Source organism: Microbacterium sp. Leaf436 (assembly GCF_001424715.1).
Lineage (GTDB): Bacteria > Actinomycetota > Actinomycetes > Actinomycetales > Microbacteriaceae > Microbacterium.
Genome location: NZ_LMRB01000004.1, coordinates 67,343 through 83,837, shown reverse-complemented (window position 1 = coordinate 83,837; position 16,495 = coordinate 67,343). Strand labels below are relative to the sequence as shown.

The following is a 16,495-nucleotide window of genomic DNA, read 5'->3' as shown; positions in this document are numbered from 1 at the left end:
CCAGCGAGGTGTCCATGCCCACCGGCAAGGTCAGGTTCTACGACGACGAGAAGGGCTTCGGCTTCATCGTCACCGATGACGGCCAGGACGTGTTCCTGCACGCCACCGCCCTGCCCGCCGGGACACCCGGGCCCAAGGCCGGCACCCGTCTCGAGTTCGGTGTCGCTGACGGCAAGCGCGGTCTGCAGGCGCTCTCGGTGCGCGTGCTCGATGCGCCGGTGAGTCTGTCGAAGCGCTCGCGCAAGCCCGCCGACGACATGGCGATCATCGTCGAAGACCTCGTGAAGCTGCTCGACGGCATCGGTGGCGACCTGCGTCGCGGCCGCTACCCCAACGGGCCGCACGCGCAGAAGATCGCCGCGGTGCTGCGCAAGGTCGCCGATGACTTCGAAGCCTGAGCAGCCCGTCGACGAGCGCCTGATCGGCGCTCACGACCTGGCTCTCGCCGCCCTGCGCGAGATCACGCCGGCCGACGGCATCGGTCCGGCCGCGGGCTACGCGATCGAGGACGACGGTGTGGTGTCGTTGCGGTTCCACACGCGTCTCGCCGGCTACCCCGGCTGGTTCTGGACTGTGAGCGTGGCCGTCGTCGACGACGCGGAGCCCACCGTGCTCGAAGCCGAACTCATGCCCGGTGACGGCGCTCTGCTGGCCCCGGACTGGGTGCCGTGGGCGACCCGTCTCGCCGAGTACCAGGCAGCCCAGGCGGCGACGGCCGCGGCGGGCATCGGCGCGGATGCCGACGACTCCGACGTCGACGACACCGAAGACGATGACCTCGACGACGAAGACGACCTCGAAGACGACGAGGACGAGCTCGACGACGACGGGCCGAAAGCACGTTTCCACGCGGGCGACCTCGACGGTGTCGACATCGACGAGCTCGACGCGGACGGTGACGAACGCGCGGACGCGACGCGTGACGATGACGCGCAGGACGACTCGTACGACGCCGACGATGACGACGATTCGGATGAAGACGACGACTCGGACGGCGGCGTCGAGGGCGACGACTCCGACGACGAAGACGATGTGCACGGCGGCGACGACCGCAGTTACTGACGGGCACACATGACGAAGGCCGTCCCGCGCGAGCGGGACGGCCTTCGTCATGTGCGGGCCCGCAGGCCCGCCCGATGTCAGGCGGTCGGCAGGTGCTCGATCGTGTAGTCGATGGCCCCGATCAGGCGGCGCACGTCGTCGGGCTCGATCGAGACGAACGTCGCGACGCGCAGCTGGTTGCGGCCCAGCTTGCGGTAGGGCTCGGTGTCGACGATCCCGTTCGCGCGCAGGCTCTTCGCGATCGCCGCGGCGTCGATGGAGTCGTCGAAGTCGATCGTGACCACGACGGGGGAGCGGTCGGCGGGAGACGAGACGAACGGCGTCGCGACGGCGCTCGCGGACGCCCACTCGTACAGGGCGGCCGAGGACTCGGCCGTGCGTGCGCCCGCCCAGCTCAGTCCGCCGTTGTCGAGGATCCATCCGAGCTGGTCGTCGAGGAGCAGCAGGGTGGCCAACGCCGGGGTGTTGAGCGTCTGCTGCAGGCGCGAGTTGTCGACCGCGTTCTTCAGGCTCAGGAACTCGGGGATGTACCGACCGGATGCGGCGATCCGCTCGATGCGCTCGATCGCGGCCGGCGACACCGCGGCGTACCAGAGGCCGCCGTCGGAACCGAGGTTCTTCTGCGGGGCGAAGTAGTACACGTCGGCCTGGGTGACGTCGAAGTCGATGCCGCCGGCGGCGCTGGTCGCGTCGATGACGGTGAGGGCGCCGGCATCACCGTGCACACGCTCGACCGGGGCGGCGACGCCCGTGGAGGTCTCGTTGTGCGGCCAGGCGTACACATCGACGCCGTCGACCGGCTCGGCCACCGTGCGGGTGCCGGGCTCGGCGCGACGGACGTCGGGCGCCTGCAGCCAGGGCGCGGCGGCAGCGGCGGCGAACTTGCCGCCGAACTCGCCGAAGACCAGGTTCTGGCTGCGGTTCTCGATGAGGCCGAAGGAGGCGGCATCCCAGAAGGCGGTCGATCCACCGTTGCCGAGGATGATCTCGTACCCGTCGGGAAGGCGGAAGAGCTGGGCGAGACGCTCGCGCGTGCTCGCGACGAGGTTCTTCACCGGCGCCTGGCGGTGCGAGGTACCCAGGATCGAGGCTCCGCGGGTGACGAGCGACTCGAGCTGCGCACCGCGCACTTTCGAGGGGCCGCACCCGAAGCGACCGTCGGCGGGCAGGAGACCTGTGGGCAGTTCCACGTGCGACATGGCTCGATTCTATGGTCCCCTCCGCGGGCTTCCCGCGCTCATGACGGAGGGGGTCGGTAGGCTGGAGGTTCCAGCCGCGCGACGCCGAGGACACCCGAATGACAGATCTCATCGACACCACCGAGATGTACCTGCGCACGATCCTCGAGCTCGAGGAAGAGAAGATCGTGCCCCTGCGGGCCCGCATCTCGGAACGCCTCGGCCACTCGGGCCCGACCGTCTCGCAGACGGTCGGACGCATGGAACGCGACGGCTTGGTGGTCGTCTCGGAGGACCGCCGTCTCGAGCTGACCGGCACCGGCCGCCAGAAGGCCGTCGACGTCATGCGCAAGCACCGTCTCGCCGAGCGCCTGCTCAGCGACGTCATCGGCCTCGACTGGGCCTACGTGCACGACGAGGCCTGCCGCTGGGAGCACGTGATGAGCGAGCAGGTGGAACGCCGCCTCGTCGAACTGCTCGGCCACCCCACCGAGTCGCCGTACGGCAACCCGATTCCGGGACTCGACCAGCTGGGCGATGCGGCCAGCTCCACGTTCGACGACGGTGTCGTCGGACTCGTCCGCAAGCTCACCGACGCCGGGCACCCGATCACCGGCACGGTACGCCGCCTGGCCGAACCCGCGCAGGTCGACCCCGAGCTGCTCCAGCAGCTCAAGGCCGCCGGGGTGCTCCCGGGGGCGCGCGGCGACTACCGCTTCAACGAGGGATACGTGCTGGTGCAGATGGAGGGCATCGAGGACGGTCTCGAGTTGCCGGTCGAGGTGGCGTCGCACATCTTCCTCGTCGCCGAGGACTGAGCCTGCCGACACCCCCGCGTTCCGCGACCGAGCATTGCCTGAACACGGTGATCGGAGCGTGACTTGTTCGTTATCTTCGGGTAGCCTTCGAGAGTCCACAGGCGAGAAGCCCGCCGTCGGACCCCTCGCGGTTTGCCTCATCGGCTCGTCGTCTGCAGAGGGTGAAGCCCGCACATCGTGCCCCATCGAGTGCTGACGAGCTAGCGTCCTGGACGCAGAGGCGCCGGAGGACTTTTGGCTGAAACCACCGATCCCGTCGGGGACCTACCCGAGGTTCCGACGACGGGTCTCACCCGTAAGAGCGCGCGCGCAGCCGTCGCTCGACCCCCGCAGCGACCGGTGGCGGTCTCGACGTCGGCGACTCCGCCGGCATCTCGCACCGCCCCCGCACGACGTCCCTCGGGACCGCGTCGCCACGGCAAGCCCGTGCGCAGTGCCGTGATCCTGACGATGGTCGCCGGTCTCGTCGCCACCGTCGCCATCCCGGCCTACGCGGCGACCATGCCCGCGGCCGAGACGATGACCCTGCAGCAGGTGTCGGCCCCCGACAACCAGTCGCTGGTCGTGGCGTCCGACGCCGCCGCCGAGACGCTCGACCGCAGCAGCTACTCGGCGACCACCGCCGACGAGATCCAGCAGAAGAAGGACCGCGAAGCCGCTGCCGCCGCAGCTGCGGAGCGTGCCCGCCAGCTGGCATCCAATGCCGGCGCCTCGGTCTCGTCGATCGACTTGAACATGACGGCCCCCGGCTCGGGCGAGGTGCGCTGGCCCCTGTCGAGCTACGTGCTCGGCCGTGGCCTGTGGGACTCCGGCTACCACCAGGGCGTCGACCTGCTCGCCCCGGGTGGGCAGCCCATCTTCGCCGCCGCCGCCGGCGTCGTGAGCACCTCGTCCGAGAGCTTCGGCGGCTACGGCGTGGGCATCGTGATCGAGCACGTCATCAACGGCCAGAAGGTGTCGACCACCTACGGCCACATGACGTACGGCAGCCGCCAGGTGCAGGCCGGTCAGACGGTCGCCGCGGGCCAGCTCATCGGCCTCGTCGGCTCGACCGGAAGCTCGACCGCGAACCACCTGCACTTCGAGGTGCACATCAACGGATCGGTCGTCGATCCCTACGCCTGGCTGCAGCAGAACGCCGGCTGATCAGACCGAACGAGAGACGGCGTGCCGGAGAACGATGTTCTCCGACACGCCGTCTCTCGTTTCCCGATCCCGCCGCCCCCGGGCGTGTCGGGGTGGGTTAGCCTGTCTCCGACGTCGGAACAACCGAAGGGAAAGCCCGATGAGCATCAGGCCTCGCATCCGCACCATGGATGCGCTCGGCCTGCTCGTTCTTCGGCATCGTGTGTTCGGATGCCGCGGTGTCGCCGCGACTTCCGAGGCGCTGTCTGTCTAGACAGCGCCTTTTTTCATGCCCTGCGCGCGGGCCGTCGTCGCAAGTCGAACATCCGAGAAGCCGTCTCGGCCATTCGAGAGGAGACGTGAATGCGCACACTGGTATTGAACGCGGGATACGAGCCCCTGGCGGTCGTGTCGTTCAAGCGGGCCCTCGTGCTCGTGATGAACGACAAGGCCACGGTCGTGGAACGCATCGACGAGGATCCGGTCTGGGCCGCGGCGGGGACCTACGATCGCCCGGCGGTCATCATCCTGACCCGCTACGTGCGGGTGCCGGGGGCGCGGCAGGTGCCGGTCACGCGGCGCGGGGTGCTGCGTCGCGACGCGCACCGCTGCGGGTACTGCGGCAAGGCGGCGTCGACGATCGACCACGTGCTGCCGCGTTCGCGCGGAGGCAAGGACACCTGGGAGAACCTCGTGGCCTGCTGTCTGCACTGCAACAACGTCAAGGGCGATCGCACCCCCCAGGAGATGCACTGGGATCTCCGTCTGGTGCCGGCGCCCCCGCGCGGATCGTCCTGGACCGTGCGCGGCGTCGACAAGAGCGATCCGCGGTGGGAGCCGTACCTGGCCCTGGCGGCGTGAGCGTCGTCGCCGTCTTTGCGGCGCTGGCGTCCCCGGCATCCGGGTGATGGGATAGGGGCATGCCTCGTGCCCTGATCGTCATCGACATGCAGCGCGGATTCGACGACCTCGACTTCTGGGGGCCGACCGCCAACCCCGATTGCGAGCGCAACGTCACCGCGCTGATCGAGGCGTGGCAGCGTGAGGGCGAGCCGATCGTCGTCGTGCGGCACGATTCGGCGTCGCCTGGATCGCCCCTGCACCCGGACGAAGGCGGTAACGCGCTGGTCGATGCGGTCGCGAAGGTCTCAGCCGACCTGCGAGTGACGAAGAACGTCAATTCGGCCTTCTACGGCGACCCCGACCTGCACGCCTGGTTGGGCGAGAACGGCATCCGCGAACTGGTGATCTGCGGCATCCAGACCAACATGTGCGTCGAGACCACGGCGCGCATGGCCGGCAACCTCGGTTATGAGGTGACGGTCGTTCTGGATGCCACGCGCACCTTCGATCTGAGCGGTGAGGTCGCGGGGCTCGGAACGGTGACCCGGACGGCTGCCGAGCTGATGGCGAACACGGCCGTCGTGCTGCAGCAGGGCGGATTCGCGCGGATCGCGGCGACCGTCGACCTGGCCCCCCCCCCCCCCCCCCCCGGGGCGTCGCGGGGGCGTCGGCACCTCGCGTCGGGGCTGGTGTCGGTCGGTGCGCGCGGCGTCGGGCTCGCGGCGTCGTGCCGTCTTGCGAGGGGACGACGGCAATGTCGGAGGTCGATCGTATCTTCGACCCACAGGGATTGAGGCACTAGAACAAATGTTCTAACCTGTGGGAGTGAGGGCGATCGTGAGAGACCAGGTACAGGCCGTACCAGACATCCACGCGCTGCGCGATCGCTTGGAGCGCATGCAGGGTCGGCGCATGGACGCACCGGTGCTGCCCACGCATCCGGCGTTCTCGTCCCTGCTTCCCGGGGGCGGTCTGCGGGCGGGGTCGGCCTATGCCCTCGCCCGATCCGCGTCGCTGCTGCTCGCCCTGCTGGCCCGGCCCTCGCAAGACGGTTCGTGGTGCGGCGTGATCGGCATGCCCGAGCTGGGAGCCGAGGCCGCCGAGAAATACGGCCTCGACCTCGATCGTCTGGTCTTCATCCCCGACCCGGGGCCGAGATGGCTGGCGGTGACGGCGACGATCGCCGAGGTGCTGCCGGTCGTGGCCGTCCGCCCGCCGTCGGGTTCCACGGCGGCCCGCGGGGGTGCCGAGACCACACGTCTGGCCGCTCGGCTGCGCGACCGTGGAGCCGTGCTGCTGGTGCAGGGCGCATGGCCACAGGCCGAAGCGGTGATCGACGTCGCCGACCCGCGATGGACGGGCCTCGGTCAGGGGCACGGGTACCTGGCGGGGCGTGAACTCACCGTCTCGGTGAGCAGTCGACGCTCGCCCCACGCCCGTCGGGCGCGCATGCTGCTGCCCGCGGCCGACGGGTCGGTCGAGCTGCTGGGTACGCCCACCGAACGCCTCGTGCCGCGCGAGCGCGACGAGTACCGTCCGAGAGCGGTCGGCTGATGCAGGCTCCCACGCGCAGCCTCGTGCTCTGGTTTCCCGATTGGCCGATCACGGCGTTCGTCGCCGAGGCCGTCACGCCTCCTCGCCCCGAGGCCCCGGTGGCGGTGTTCTCCCACAACCTCGTCGTCGCCAGCTCGTGGGCCGCCCGCGCGCAGGGGGTGCGACGAGGTCAGAAACGCCGTGACGCTCAGGCCCTGTGTCCGACCCTCCAGGTGGTCCCCGCCGACCCGGTGCGCGATGCGCGTGTGTTCGCGCCCGTCGTGGCCCGCATCGAAGAACGCGCCCCCGGGGTGCAGATCATGCGGCCGGGATTGTGCGCACTGCGGGCGCGGGGTCCGGCGCGCTACTACGGTGGCGAAGCCGAGGCGGCGCGCCTACTGATCCGCCTCCTCGACGGCTTCGGCGAGGTGCGGGCGAGCGTCGCCGACGGTGTCTTCACCGCCGAGCATGCCGCCCGCTCGGCCACCGTCGAGGAGCCCGTGCGCATCGTGCCGCCCGGTGACGCTGCGGCGTTCCTCTCTCCGCTGTCGATCGCCACCCTCGACGACGAGGAGTTCGGCAGTCTGCTCTCCCGGTTGGGCGTGCACACCCTCGGTGATCTGGCCACTCTCGCGGCCGAACGGGTGCGGGAACGCTTCGGAGAACGGGGGGTGCGCCTGCATGCGCTGGCGGGAGGACTCGACTCGCAACCCGTGCAGCCGCGCACCCCTCCACCCGAGCTGCACCGCGACGTGGCCTTCGAGCCTCCCCTCGAACTCGCCGACCAGATCGCCTTCGGCATGCGCGTGGCGGCCGAGGAGTTCATCGCCCGGTTGGGGGCCCACGACCTGGTGTGCACCGAGCTGCGTGTCGTGCTGACGGGTGAGCGGGCCGAGCGCAGCGAACGCGTGTGGCTGCATCCCGGATCGTTCGACGCCGCCGCGGTGGTCGATCGGGTGCGCTGGCAGCTCGCCGAAGACGCCCAGGGCATCTTCGGCAGCGGTGTGGCGGGCGTGCACATCGAGCCCGAGGCCGTCGACGCCGCCGCCCACCACGCCAAGGGGCTGTTCGGGGCGGGGCCCGACGAACGCGTCCACCATGCCCTCTCGCGCGTGCAGGCCATGCTCGGCCACCGCGAAGTAGTCACTCCCGTGATCGGCGGGGGACGCTGGCTGGCCGAACGGCAGGTGCTCGTGCCCTGGGGAGACCGAGCCGTGACGGCGAAGGAACGCGCGCGCCCCTGGCCCGGCAGCCTGCCCGATCCGCTGCCGGCCACCGTCTACCCCGAACCACGACCGGTCGGGGTCACCGACATCGCGGGAGCCCCGGTGACGGTGGGGGAGCGCGATGCGCTCAGCGCTCCACCGGCGGTGCTCGAGACGGCGGGACAGCGGCGACGCATCAGCGAATGGGCGGGGCCCTGGCCGATCAGCGAACGCGGATGGGATCCCCTGCGACGGCGCAGGGCGCATCGGTTCCAAGTGATCGACGCCGAGGGGGGCGCCTGGTTGCTGGTGGTCGAAGAAGGGGAGTGGCGGGCGGAGGGGCGTTATGACTGAGGTTCGGCTCCACCGCTCCTCTCGACGAACATCGGGCCGCGGCGGCAGCAGCACCGGCGATGCCCCCTCGGGCGGTGCGGGCCTCGCGCCCGCCGTCGGCTCCCCATCGATGAACAGAACCCGGGCGGAGGTGCGCCGATGGGCTGGAACAATCCGCCGGTGAAATGGTCGGAACTCGAGCGCGTGCTCAGTGACGCCCGACGCCCGACCGGTGCCCCGCCGAACGGTGACGGGGGCGACAGCCCCGCCTGGTCGCACAAGCGCGGCGCCTACGTGCCGCCGACGATCGCGCGCCCGGCCGACACCGTGCCGTACGCCGAGTTGCACGCGCACTCGTCGTACTCGTTCCTCGACGGAGCCTCGTCGCCCGAAGAACTCGTCGAAGAAGCCGAACGACTGGGCCTGCACGCCCTCGCCCTCACCGACCACGACGGGTTCTACGGCATCGTGCGCTTCGCCGAGGCCGCCGAGGCGCGCACGGTGAACACCGTCTTCGGCGCAGAACTGTCGCTGGGTCTCACGGGGCCGCAGAACGGCGAGGCCGACCCGGGCGGATCGCATCTGCTCGTGCTCGCACGCCGCGAAGAGGGCTATCACCGCCTCGCCGCCGCGATCACCCACGCGCAGCTCAGCGGTGCCGAGAAGGGGCGTCCCGTCTACGACCTCGCCGACCTGGCCGAACGCGCGGGCGGAGCCGGCGATCCGCACTGGGCGGTGCTCACCGGATGCCGCAAGGGCACGGTGCGCCAAGCTCTGGCGTTCGAAGGGCCCACGGGGGCCGCGCGCGAACTCGACACCCTCGTCGACCTGTTCGGCCCCGAGGCCGTGTACGTCGAGCTGATGGATCACGGCAGTCCACTCGACTCGAGACGCAACGACGTGCTGGCGGCGCTCGCCGCCGAGCGGGGGCTGCCGATCCTCGCGACGAACAACGTGCACTACGCCGCCCCGCAGAAGGAGCTTCTCGCCGCCGCCGTGGCCGCCGTGCGCGCCAATCGTGGTCTCGACGAACTCGACGGGTGGCTTCCCGCGCACGCCGGCGCGCACCTGCGCTCGGGGGTCGAGATGGCGGCGCGGTTCGCCCGGTATCCCGGAGCGGTGGCGCGCACCGTCACGCTCGCCGACGAGGTCGCCTTCCCGTTGCGCCGCGCCAAGCCCGCGCTTCCGCGCCAAGACGTCCCCGAGGGGCATACCCCCATGTCCTGGCTGCGGCATCTGGTGTGGGAGGCCGTACCGCGCAAGTACCCCCGGCTCTCCGACGAGGATCGCAACCGCATCGAACGAGAACTCGGTGTGATCGAGATGAAGGACTTCCCGGGGTACTTCCTCATCGTCTACGGCATCGTCGCCGAGGCCCGGCGGCGCGGCATCCTGTGTCAGGGGCGCGGGTCGGCGGCGAACAGCGCGGTGTGCTTCCTGCTCGACATCACCGCGGTCGACTCGATCTTCTACAAGCTGCCCTTCGAGCGTTTCCTGTCGAGCCTGCGCGACGAAGAGCCCGACATCGACGTCGACTTCGACTCCGATCGCCGCGAAGAGATCATCCAGTGGGTCTACAAGGAGTACGGGCGCGAGCGTGCGGCGCAGGTGGCGAATGTCATCCAGTACCGTCCCAAGAACGCCGTCCGTGACATGGCGCGTGCGCTCGGGCACTCGCCGGGCCAGCAAGACGCCTGGTCGAAGCAGGTCGAACGGTGGGGAGCGACCCTCGAAACCGGTGCGGATCACGACATCCCCGACCAGGTCATCGAGTTCGCGTCGGAGCTGTTGAAAGCGCCTCGCCACCTCGGCATCCACTCCGGAGGCATGGTGCTCACCGATCGACCGGTGGGTGAGGTCGTGCCGATCGAGCATGCGCGCATGGAGAACCGCACGGTCATCCAGTGGGACAAAGACGACGCCGCGTGGATGGGGCTGGTCAAGTTCGATCTGCTGGGGCTCGGCATGCTCGCGGCGCTGCAGTACTGCTTCGACCTGATCCGCGATGCCACGGGCGAGGCGTGGGAGCTGTCCACGCTGCCCAAAGAAGAGAAGGCCGTCTACGACATGCTGTGCCGCGCCGACTCGATCGGGGTGTTCCAGGTGGAATCCCGCGCGCAGATGGGATTGCTGCCGCGTCTGCAGCCGCGGAAGTTCTACGACCTGGTCGTGCAGATCGCCCTCATCCGCCCGGGACCCATCCAGGGCGGTGCCGTGCATCCGTTCGTTCGACGCAAGCTCGGACAGGAGCCCGTCACCTACGTGCATCCCAAGCTCGAGCCGGTGCTGGAGCGGACGATGGGGGTACCGGTGTTCCAGGAGCAGCTCATGCAGATGGCCGTCGCCATCGGCAACTGCTCTGCCGAAGACGCCGACCTGCTGCGCCGAGCCATGGGGTCCAAGCGGGGGCTCGAGCGTATCGACTCCCTGCGCGAGAAGCTGTACGAGGGCATGGCGCAGAACGGTCTGGTCGGTCAGGTCGCCGATGATCTGTACGCCAAGATCCAGGCGTTCGCGAACTTCGGTTTCGCCGAATCGCATTCGCTGTCGTTCGCGCTGCTGGTGTACGCGAGCTCGTGGATCAAGCTGCATTACCCGGCGGCGTTCCTCGCCGGCCTGCTGCGCGCCCAGCCCATGGGGTTCTACTCACCCGCCACCCTCACCGCCGATGCCCGCCGGCACGGGGTGACCGTACGGCGGCCCGACTTGCTGCGCTCGAGCGTCGAAGCGGGCCTCGAGCCGGTCGACGAGACGGGCGCCCGCGCCCCGACGGGTCTCGACGCCTGCGCGCACGCGGAGCAGCCCCCCACCGGGGACTTCGATGCGTCGGAGCCCGACGAGACCCTCACCCACCGCCGAGACGGCGGGTTCGTCGTGCGTCTGGGGCTCGCCGGAGTGACCGGGATCGGCAAGAAGGTCGCCGAGCGCATCGTCGCCGAACGAGAGAGGGGCGGCCCCTATCGGGATCAACGCGACCTCGTGCGGCGCACGGGACTTGTCACGGCGCAACTCGAGGCGCTCGCCACGGCGGGGGCCTTCGAGAGCCTGGGCCATACCCGGCGCGAGGCGATCTGGCTGGCCGGGTCGGCGGCGCTCGATCGCGCCGAGTTCCTTCCCGACTCGCTCGTGGCCGTGCAGCCGCCGCTGTTCACCGACCCGTCAAGTTACGAGGTGCTCGCGGCCGATCTCTGGGCGACCGGGCTCTCGGCCGACGACCACCCGCTCACCCACTTCCGCTCGGCGCTCGACGCGCGCGGGGTGCTCACCTCGCGGGAGCTCCGCACCTTCGAGACCGATCGTCGCATCGAGGTGGCGGGGCTCGTCACCCATCGGCAGCGCCCGGCCACGGCATCCGGCATCACCTTCCTCAACCTCGAAGACGAGCACGGACTGATGAACATCATCTGTTCGGTGGGAGTGTGGAACAGATACCGGCGGGTCGCGCGGGAATCACCCGCCCTCATCGTGCGGGGCATGCTCGAACGATCGGTCGAGGGAGTGACCAATGTGGTCGCCGACGGCTTCACCGATCTACAGGTCGGCGTCGCGCACGCGTCCCGGGACTTCCGGTGATGTCGGGCGCCCTCACTAGACTCGGGGCAATCTCGCCCGGTTCCGCACCACGACAGGGGAAACGACATGACCGACACACCCACTCCGCCCGAAGGCTGGTATCCCGACCCCGCAGGCGGCGACGGCCTGCGCCGGTGGGACGGCACCGCCTGGACCGATGAGGTGCGCCCCGTGCACGGCGACGGGGTTCCGCAGGTGGCCGCGCAGGACTCGGGTTCCGCGTCCGAGTCGGCTCCGGTGTCCGACGACGCCGACACCGCCGCCCACGAGTCGACTCCGGCGCCTGCCGCCGCGCAGGGGTTCGCCCCCGAGTCGACCCCGACGTCAGCCGGAGCCGCGGAGGAGCCTGCCCTCTCCGGTGAGGCGTCGAACGACCCCGCCGCGCCTGCATCGACGAGCGACCATGCCGCCACGGCCGCGCAGACCGACGCCCCGTCGGCGTCCCCGGCCGGAGCCTCCGCACCGGCAGCGCACAGCGAGGTTCCCGCTCCTCCGGCACCCAGCGCGATCCCGGCGCCTCCGGCACCCAGCGCGAGCCCCGCGCCTCCGGCACCCAGTGCGATCCCGGCGCCTCCGGCACCCAGTGCGCCGTTCGCGTCCGCACCGCCCGCCGCGTACCCCGTCACCCCGCCCTCGGCCGCTCCCGCGTACTCGTCGGCGCCGGCGTACCCCGGAACGCCCGCCCCCGCCGGGTACGGCGGTTATCCCGCCGCGCCGTCGGTCGGCGCCCAGCCCGTGCTGCGTCGCGACATCCCCACGAACACCGTCTGGGTGTGGTTGGTCGTCTTCCTGCCGCTGGTGGGCGTGCTGTCGCTGTTCCTCTTCGACTGGTCGTCGTACATCCGGGAGTCCTTCTACGCCGGCCTGTATGGCGAACCCGGTGCGATGGGCACCGACGCCATCGTCTCGACGGTCGCCACTCTGGCGAGCGTCGTCCTGGGCGCCCTCGTCGTCTTGTTCTCGTTCCTCGACTGGCGCCAACTCCGAGCCCGTGGCGTCGAGAAGCCGTTCCACTGGGCGTGGAGCTTCCTGGTGCTCGTCATCGGCAGCGGCTTGGTCTACGTCATCGGCCGTGGCGTGGTGCTGCGGCGACGCACGGGCAGCGGGCTCGCCCCCGTCTGGGCGTCGATCGTCGTGACGGTCGTCTCGATCGTCATCGCCGCGATCTGGTTCGTGATCATCCTGACGCAGGTCTTCACCCTCATCGAAGAAGCCCAGTACAACTTCGGTTATTGAGTGACGAGGTGGGGGCCCCGAGCGGGCCCCCACCTGAGAACCGCCTCGAGCCCCGGAGAGCCCTCGTCTGGGAGGCCCCGTTTCTGGAGGGCCCAGTGTCTGGAAGGCCCCGTGTTTGAGAGGCCCCTGTCTGGGAAGCCACGTCGGCGAGGGGCCCGTCGGAGAAGGCCCGTGTTCGAGAAGTCCCGTGGCCGAGAGGGGGCGCGGGGATGAGGCGCACCCTTCGTGACGCCTCGTGACGTCGCGTCTCGTTGGATGACGAGAACAGCCCTGACCCCTGCGGGCGGACCTAGGTTTCTGGAGCCGGCGCGTGACGCCGATTCCGCCGGGAGGCGACGCATGTCCACACCGTCCATCGCGCAGCAGATCGACGACTTCACCGCCGGGTTCGAGGCGCAGATCGGAGACCGACTGTCGGCGGTCTTCTCCGACGAGCAGGCCGCCCTTCGCAGCGCCGGCGTCCCGGCGGGAGCGCTCGACGTGGGTGACGACGCCCCGGATGCCGAGCTCGTCACCGCGGAGGGGGCGGCGACGACGTTCTCCGAGGCCCGAGCCGGAGCCGCGTCGGTCGTCGTGTTCTACCGCGGTGCGTGGTGCCCGTACTGCAACATCACTCTGCGCACCTATCAGGAGCAACTACTGCCCGCGCTGCAGGAACGCGGAGTCCAGCTCATCGCGATCTCGCCGCAGACGCCCGACGGATCGGCCCAGAGTACGACGAACGGGTCGTTGGAGTTCACCGTGCTCTCGGACCCCGCGAACACGCTCGCCGAACGCTTCGGCATCGTCACCGAGCCGAGCGTCGACGCGCGCGCGGCGCACACGGAACTCGGCTTCGACGTCGCCGACAGCAACGCCGACGAGACCGCTCGCGTCCCGTTCCCCTCGGTGTACCTGATCGACGCCGCCGGTGTGGTGCGCTTCGCCGATGTCCACGTCGATTACACGACGCGTACGGAGCCGGGCAGGATCATCGACGCGGTCGACGGCGCTCGCAGCGAATGACCCGGGGAGGACGGGCGGCGGGCCGCTCGTCCTCCTGCACCCGTGCGACACGGTCCACCGGCGTCAGGCGTCGAGCGTCGATGCCCGCGTCGCGACGATCGCATCGAGCAGGGCGTGCGCGGTGTCGTCCTTCGAACCGGATGCCGTGGCCACGACCCCACCGTCGCGACCGACGATCGTGAGGGCGTTGTCGGCGGTCTCGAACCCTCGCGACCACCCGACCGCGTTGGCGGCCAGCAGATCGACGCCCTTGCGCGCGGCCTTCGCGCGGGCGCGTTCGAGCAGTTCCTCGTCGCTGCCCACCGTCTCGGCGGCGAAGGCGACGACCGTCTGCCCCGGCCGGCGGCGCTCGACCAGCCCGGCGACGATGTCGCGATTCTCGACCAGCTCGAGGGTCAGACCGCCGGGGGAGTCCTGCTTGCGGAGCTTGTGCTCGGCGACCGCGGCCACCGAGTAGTCGGCGACCGCCGCGGCCATGACGATCACGTCGGCGTCGGGAGCCGCGGCATCCATCGCCCGTCCGAGTTGCTCGGCGGTACCCGCAGCGATCACCTCGACGCGTGGATCGGGGCGCACGTCGGCGTCGAGGTGCGCGGCCACGAGGGTCACCCGCGCGCCACGGTCGGCGGCGGCGCGGGCGATCGCGACACCCTGGCGTCCGCTCGAACGATTGCCCAGGAAGCGCACGGGATCGATCGGCTCACGCGTGCCTCCGGCGCTCACGACGATCGACAGACCGTCGAGGTCGCGCGGGCGTTCGACGAGAGCGAGGGCCGCCGCCGCGATCTCCTCCGGCTCCGACATGCGTCCGGGTCCGGAATCGCCGCCGGTGAGGACTCCGTCGGCGGGCCCCACGACGTGCACCCCGCGCGCGCGGAGCACGGTCATGTTGTGCGTCGTCGCCGGGTGCCGCCACATCTCGGTGTGCATCGCCGGGGCCACCACGACCGGCGCGGTCGTGGCGAGCAGTGTCGTCCCGAGCAGGTCGGAGGCCAAGCCCGCCGTCATCGCGGCCAGGGTGTTCGCGGTCGCGGGGGCGACGATGACGAGGTCGGCCGCTTGTCCGAGCGCGACATGGCGCACGCGGGCGACGTCATCGTGCACCGACGTCGCGACGGGGTTGCGGCTCAGGGCCTCCCACGTCGGCAGACCCACGAAGCGCAGTGCGTCGTCGGTCGGCACCACGTGCACGTCGTGTCCCGCTTTGACCAGCAGTCGCACGAGGCTGACGCTCTTGTAGGCGGCGATGCCCCCGGTCACTCCCACCACGACGAACATCGCCCCAGTCTTCCAGGTCGGCTGGGTTGGCGGGTGGCGGGCGCCGCTCAGGCGCCGAAGAAGCGCACAGCACCCCGACCGAACCCTCGCCCGGGTAGCGTGGAGCAGATGTGCACGGTCGTGATCGACGTTCCGGGGATGCCCGGCGAACCGGTGCGGCTGCTCGCCGTGCGTGACGAGGACCGCCACCGGCCGTGGCGCGGTCTGGGCCGCTGGTGGCCGGAGCGCGGCGGAGTGCTGGGTGTGCGCGACGACCGCGCCGGCGGTGCCTGGCTCGCCGTCGACCCCGACGCGGGTCGCCTCGCGGTGCTCCTCAACCGCGAAGACCTGTCCGACCGCGGCGACGACGAGGTCGTCACGCGCGGCGGTGTTCCCCTCGACGCGGTGGGGGACGGCATCCCGGATCGACCGCTCACGCGGGGCTTCAATCTCGTCGAGGTGGATGCCGCGGGCGCCCACCTCGTGGAGTGGGACGGCCTGGTCGCCCGCCGCACGCGCCTCGCACCGGGCACGCACATGATCGCCCACCACGCGGTCGACGACGAGGGCACGCCGCGTATCGCACGGTGGTTGGCGGGATTCCGCCGCGTGGGCCTCGCCGCGGGCGAGGAGTGGTGGATGCCGTGGCTCGGCGTCGTCGAGCAGTCCACCCACGACCCGGGCGCGGCGGTGCTGCGCCGCGACGACCATGACGGGCACGTGCTCGAGTCGCTGCTCGTCTGCGTCGCCAGCATCGGACCCGGCGGCGTCGACGTGCGCGAAGCCGCACTGCCGGAGCCCGGCCGCTGGGACGACGGACTCGCCGCGCGCTTGCGCCTCGGCATCCCCTCGGCGATGGTCCCGCGCGCCGAGACCGCCGAGAGGCCGCAGTAGGCTGGATCCATCCCGCCTTCGTAGCTCAGGGGATAGAGCGCCGCACTCCTAACGCGGGCGTCGCAGGTTCGAATCCTGTCGGGGGCACCACTTTCTGATCGCGGCCGTCGGCACATCGAACGGTCGGCATGGCCGGCTGCGACCCCGCGCACACGCTCCACGGGGTCGCGCGTTCCGGCTGAGGCGCCCGCTCCGGGCCGGCAGTCGGCGGGTGTTCGCCGCGCGCACAGACGTCACGGGCTCACGCGTTCACGCGGAGGCTCCGAGGGGACGTGGGTGTTTGGCGCGCTCGCGATTCCGCGCGCGTGAGGCCCCGCGCGCGTGAGATCCCGCCCGCGTGAAACCCGAGCCCGCGCACGCCCGTTGCCACTCGCACCCCCACCGTGACATGATTACTGAACGATCGGTCGGAAAACCTCGAAGTCGAGGATGA

Annotated in this window: 14 protein-coding genes and 1 tRNA gene; 13 read left to right on the top strand and 2 right to left on the bottom strand. The window is 70.7% G+C overall.

What is annotated here, in order from left to right:
• Window positions 1-14 precede the first annotated feature (14 nt).
• On the top strand, window positions 15-398 hold the full coding sequence (locus ASG45_RS12675; RefSeq protein ID WP_055838206.1) for a cold-shock protein: 384 nt from the start codon (window positions 15-17) through the stop codon (window positions 396-398).
• Window positions 382-1,062 carry a DUF3027 domain-containing protein gene (locus tag ASG45_RS12670; protein ID WP_055838203.1) on the top strand — a complete coding sequence of 227 codons (681 nt, stop codon included), beginning with the start codon at window positions 382-384 and terminating at the stop codon, window positions 1,060-1,062. The genes ASG45_RS12675 and ASG45_RS12670 overlap by 17 nt, the downstream gene beginning before the upstream one ends.
• A 77-nt stretch (window positions 1,063-1,139) precedes the next feature.
• On the opposite strand, the gene serC is transcribed toward ASG45_RS12670, so the two are convergent.
• Window positions 1,140-2,261 carry a phosphoserine transaminase gene (serC, locus tag ASG45_RS12665; RefSeq protein WP_055838200.1) on the bottom strand — a complete coding sequence of 374 codons (1,122 nt, stop codon included), beginning with the start codon at window positions 2,259-2,261 and terminating at the stop codon, window positions 1,140-1,142.
• A gap of 98 nt (window positions 2,262-2,359) precedes the next feature.
• Here serC and ASG45_RS12660 point away from each other — a divergent pair, with 98 nt between their 5' ends.
• From ASG45_RS12660 to ASG45_RS12620, 9 genes are all read left to right on the top strand, one after another.
• A complete protein-coding gene (locus tag ASG45_RS12660) occupies window positions 2,360-3,058 on the top strand; it encodes a metal-dependent transcriptional regulator (RefSeq protein WP_055838197.1) in 699 nt (232 codons plus the stop codon).
• Window positions 3,059-3,484: 426 nt separating this feature from the next.
• Window positions 3,485-4,204 (top strand): M23 family metallopeptidase, encoded by a 720-nt coding sequence (locus ASG45_RS12655; protein WP_235560563.1) that lies wholly within the window; start codon window positions 3,485-3,487, stop codon window positions 4,202-4,204.
• A 342-nt stretch (window positions 4,205-4,546) separates the two neighbouring features.
• The gene (locus ASG45_RS12650; protein ID WP_055838194.1) at window positions 4,547-5,044 is read left to right on the top strand and encodes an HNH endonuclease; all 498 of its coding nucleotides are present in this window, start codon (window positions 4,547-4,549) and stop codon (window positions 5,042-5,044) included.
• A gap of 59 nt (window positions 5,045-5,103) precedes the next feature.
• Window positions 5,104-5,820 (top strand): cysteine hydrolase family protein, encoded by a 717-nt coding sequence (locus ASG45_RS12645; RefSeq protein WP_082516599.1) that lies wholly within the window; start codon window positions 5,104-5,106, stop codon window positions 5,818-5,820.
• Between the two features lie 31 nt (window positions 5,821-5,851).
• Window positions 5,852-6,580, top strand: a complete 729-nt coding sequence (locus ASG45_RS12640; RefSeq protein WP_441004774.1) for a hypothetical protein — start codon at window positions 5,852-5,854, stop codon at window positions 6,578-6,580.
• A complete protein-coding gene (locus ASG45_RS12635) occupies window positions 6,580-8,118 on the top strand; it encodes a DNA polymerase Y family protein (protein WP_055838191.1) in 1,539 nt (512 codons plus the stop codon). The genes ASG45_RS12640 and ASG45_RS12635 overlap by 1 nt, the downstream gene beginning before the upstream one ends.
• 138 nt (window positions 8,119-8,256) lie before the next feature.
• A complete protein-coding gene (locus tag ASG45_RS12630; RefSeq protein ID WP_055838188.1) occupies window positions 8,257-11,670 on the top strand; it encodes an error-prone DNA polymerase in 3,414 nt (1,137 codons plus the stop codon).
• Between the two features lie 66 nt (window positions 11,671-11,736).
• A complete protein-coding gene (locus ASG45_RS16500; RefSeq protein WP_055838185.1) occupies window positions 11,737-12,906 on the top strand; it encodes a DUF2510 domain-containing protein in 1,170 nt (389 codons plus the stop codon).
• A gap of 339 nt (window positions 12,907-13,245) precedes the next feature.
• On the top strand, window positions 13,246-13,911 hold the full coding sequence (locus tag ASG45_RS12620; protein WP_055838182.1) for a peroxiredoxin-like family protein: 666 nt from the start codon (window positions 13,246-13,248) through the stop codon (window positions 13,909-13,911).
• Between the two features lie 63 nt (window positions 13,912-13,974).
• Here the strand turns inward: ASG45_RS12620 and coaBC are convergent, their stop codons facing one another.
• Window positions 13,975-15,189 (bottom strand): bifunctional phosphopantothenoylcysteine decarboxylase/phosphopantothenate--cysteine ligase CoaBC, encoded by a 1,215-nt coding sequence (gene coaBC, locus ASG45_RS12615; RefSeq protein ID WP_055838179.1) that lies wholly within the window; start codon window positions 15,187-15,189, stop codon window positions 13,975-13,977.
• Between the two features lie 108 nt (window positions 15,190-15,297).
• On the opposite strand from coaBC, the gene ASG45_RS12610 reads away from it, so the two are divergent.
• The gene (locus tag ASG45_RS12610) at window positions 15,298-16,062 is read left to right on the top strand and encodes an NRDE family protein (RefSeq protein WP_082516633.1); all 765 of its coding nucleotides are present in this window, start codon (window positions 15,298-15,300) and stop codon (window positions 16,060-16,062) included.
• A gap of 14 nt (window positions 16,063-16,076) precedes the next feature.
• Window positions 16,077-16,152 (top strand) — tRNA-Arg (locus ASG45_RS12605).
• The last annotated feature ends 343 nt before the right edge of the window (window positions 16,153-16,495 follow it).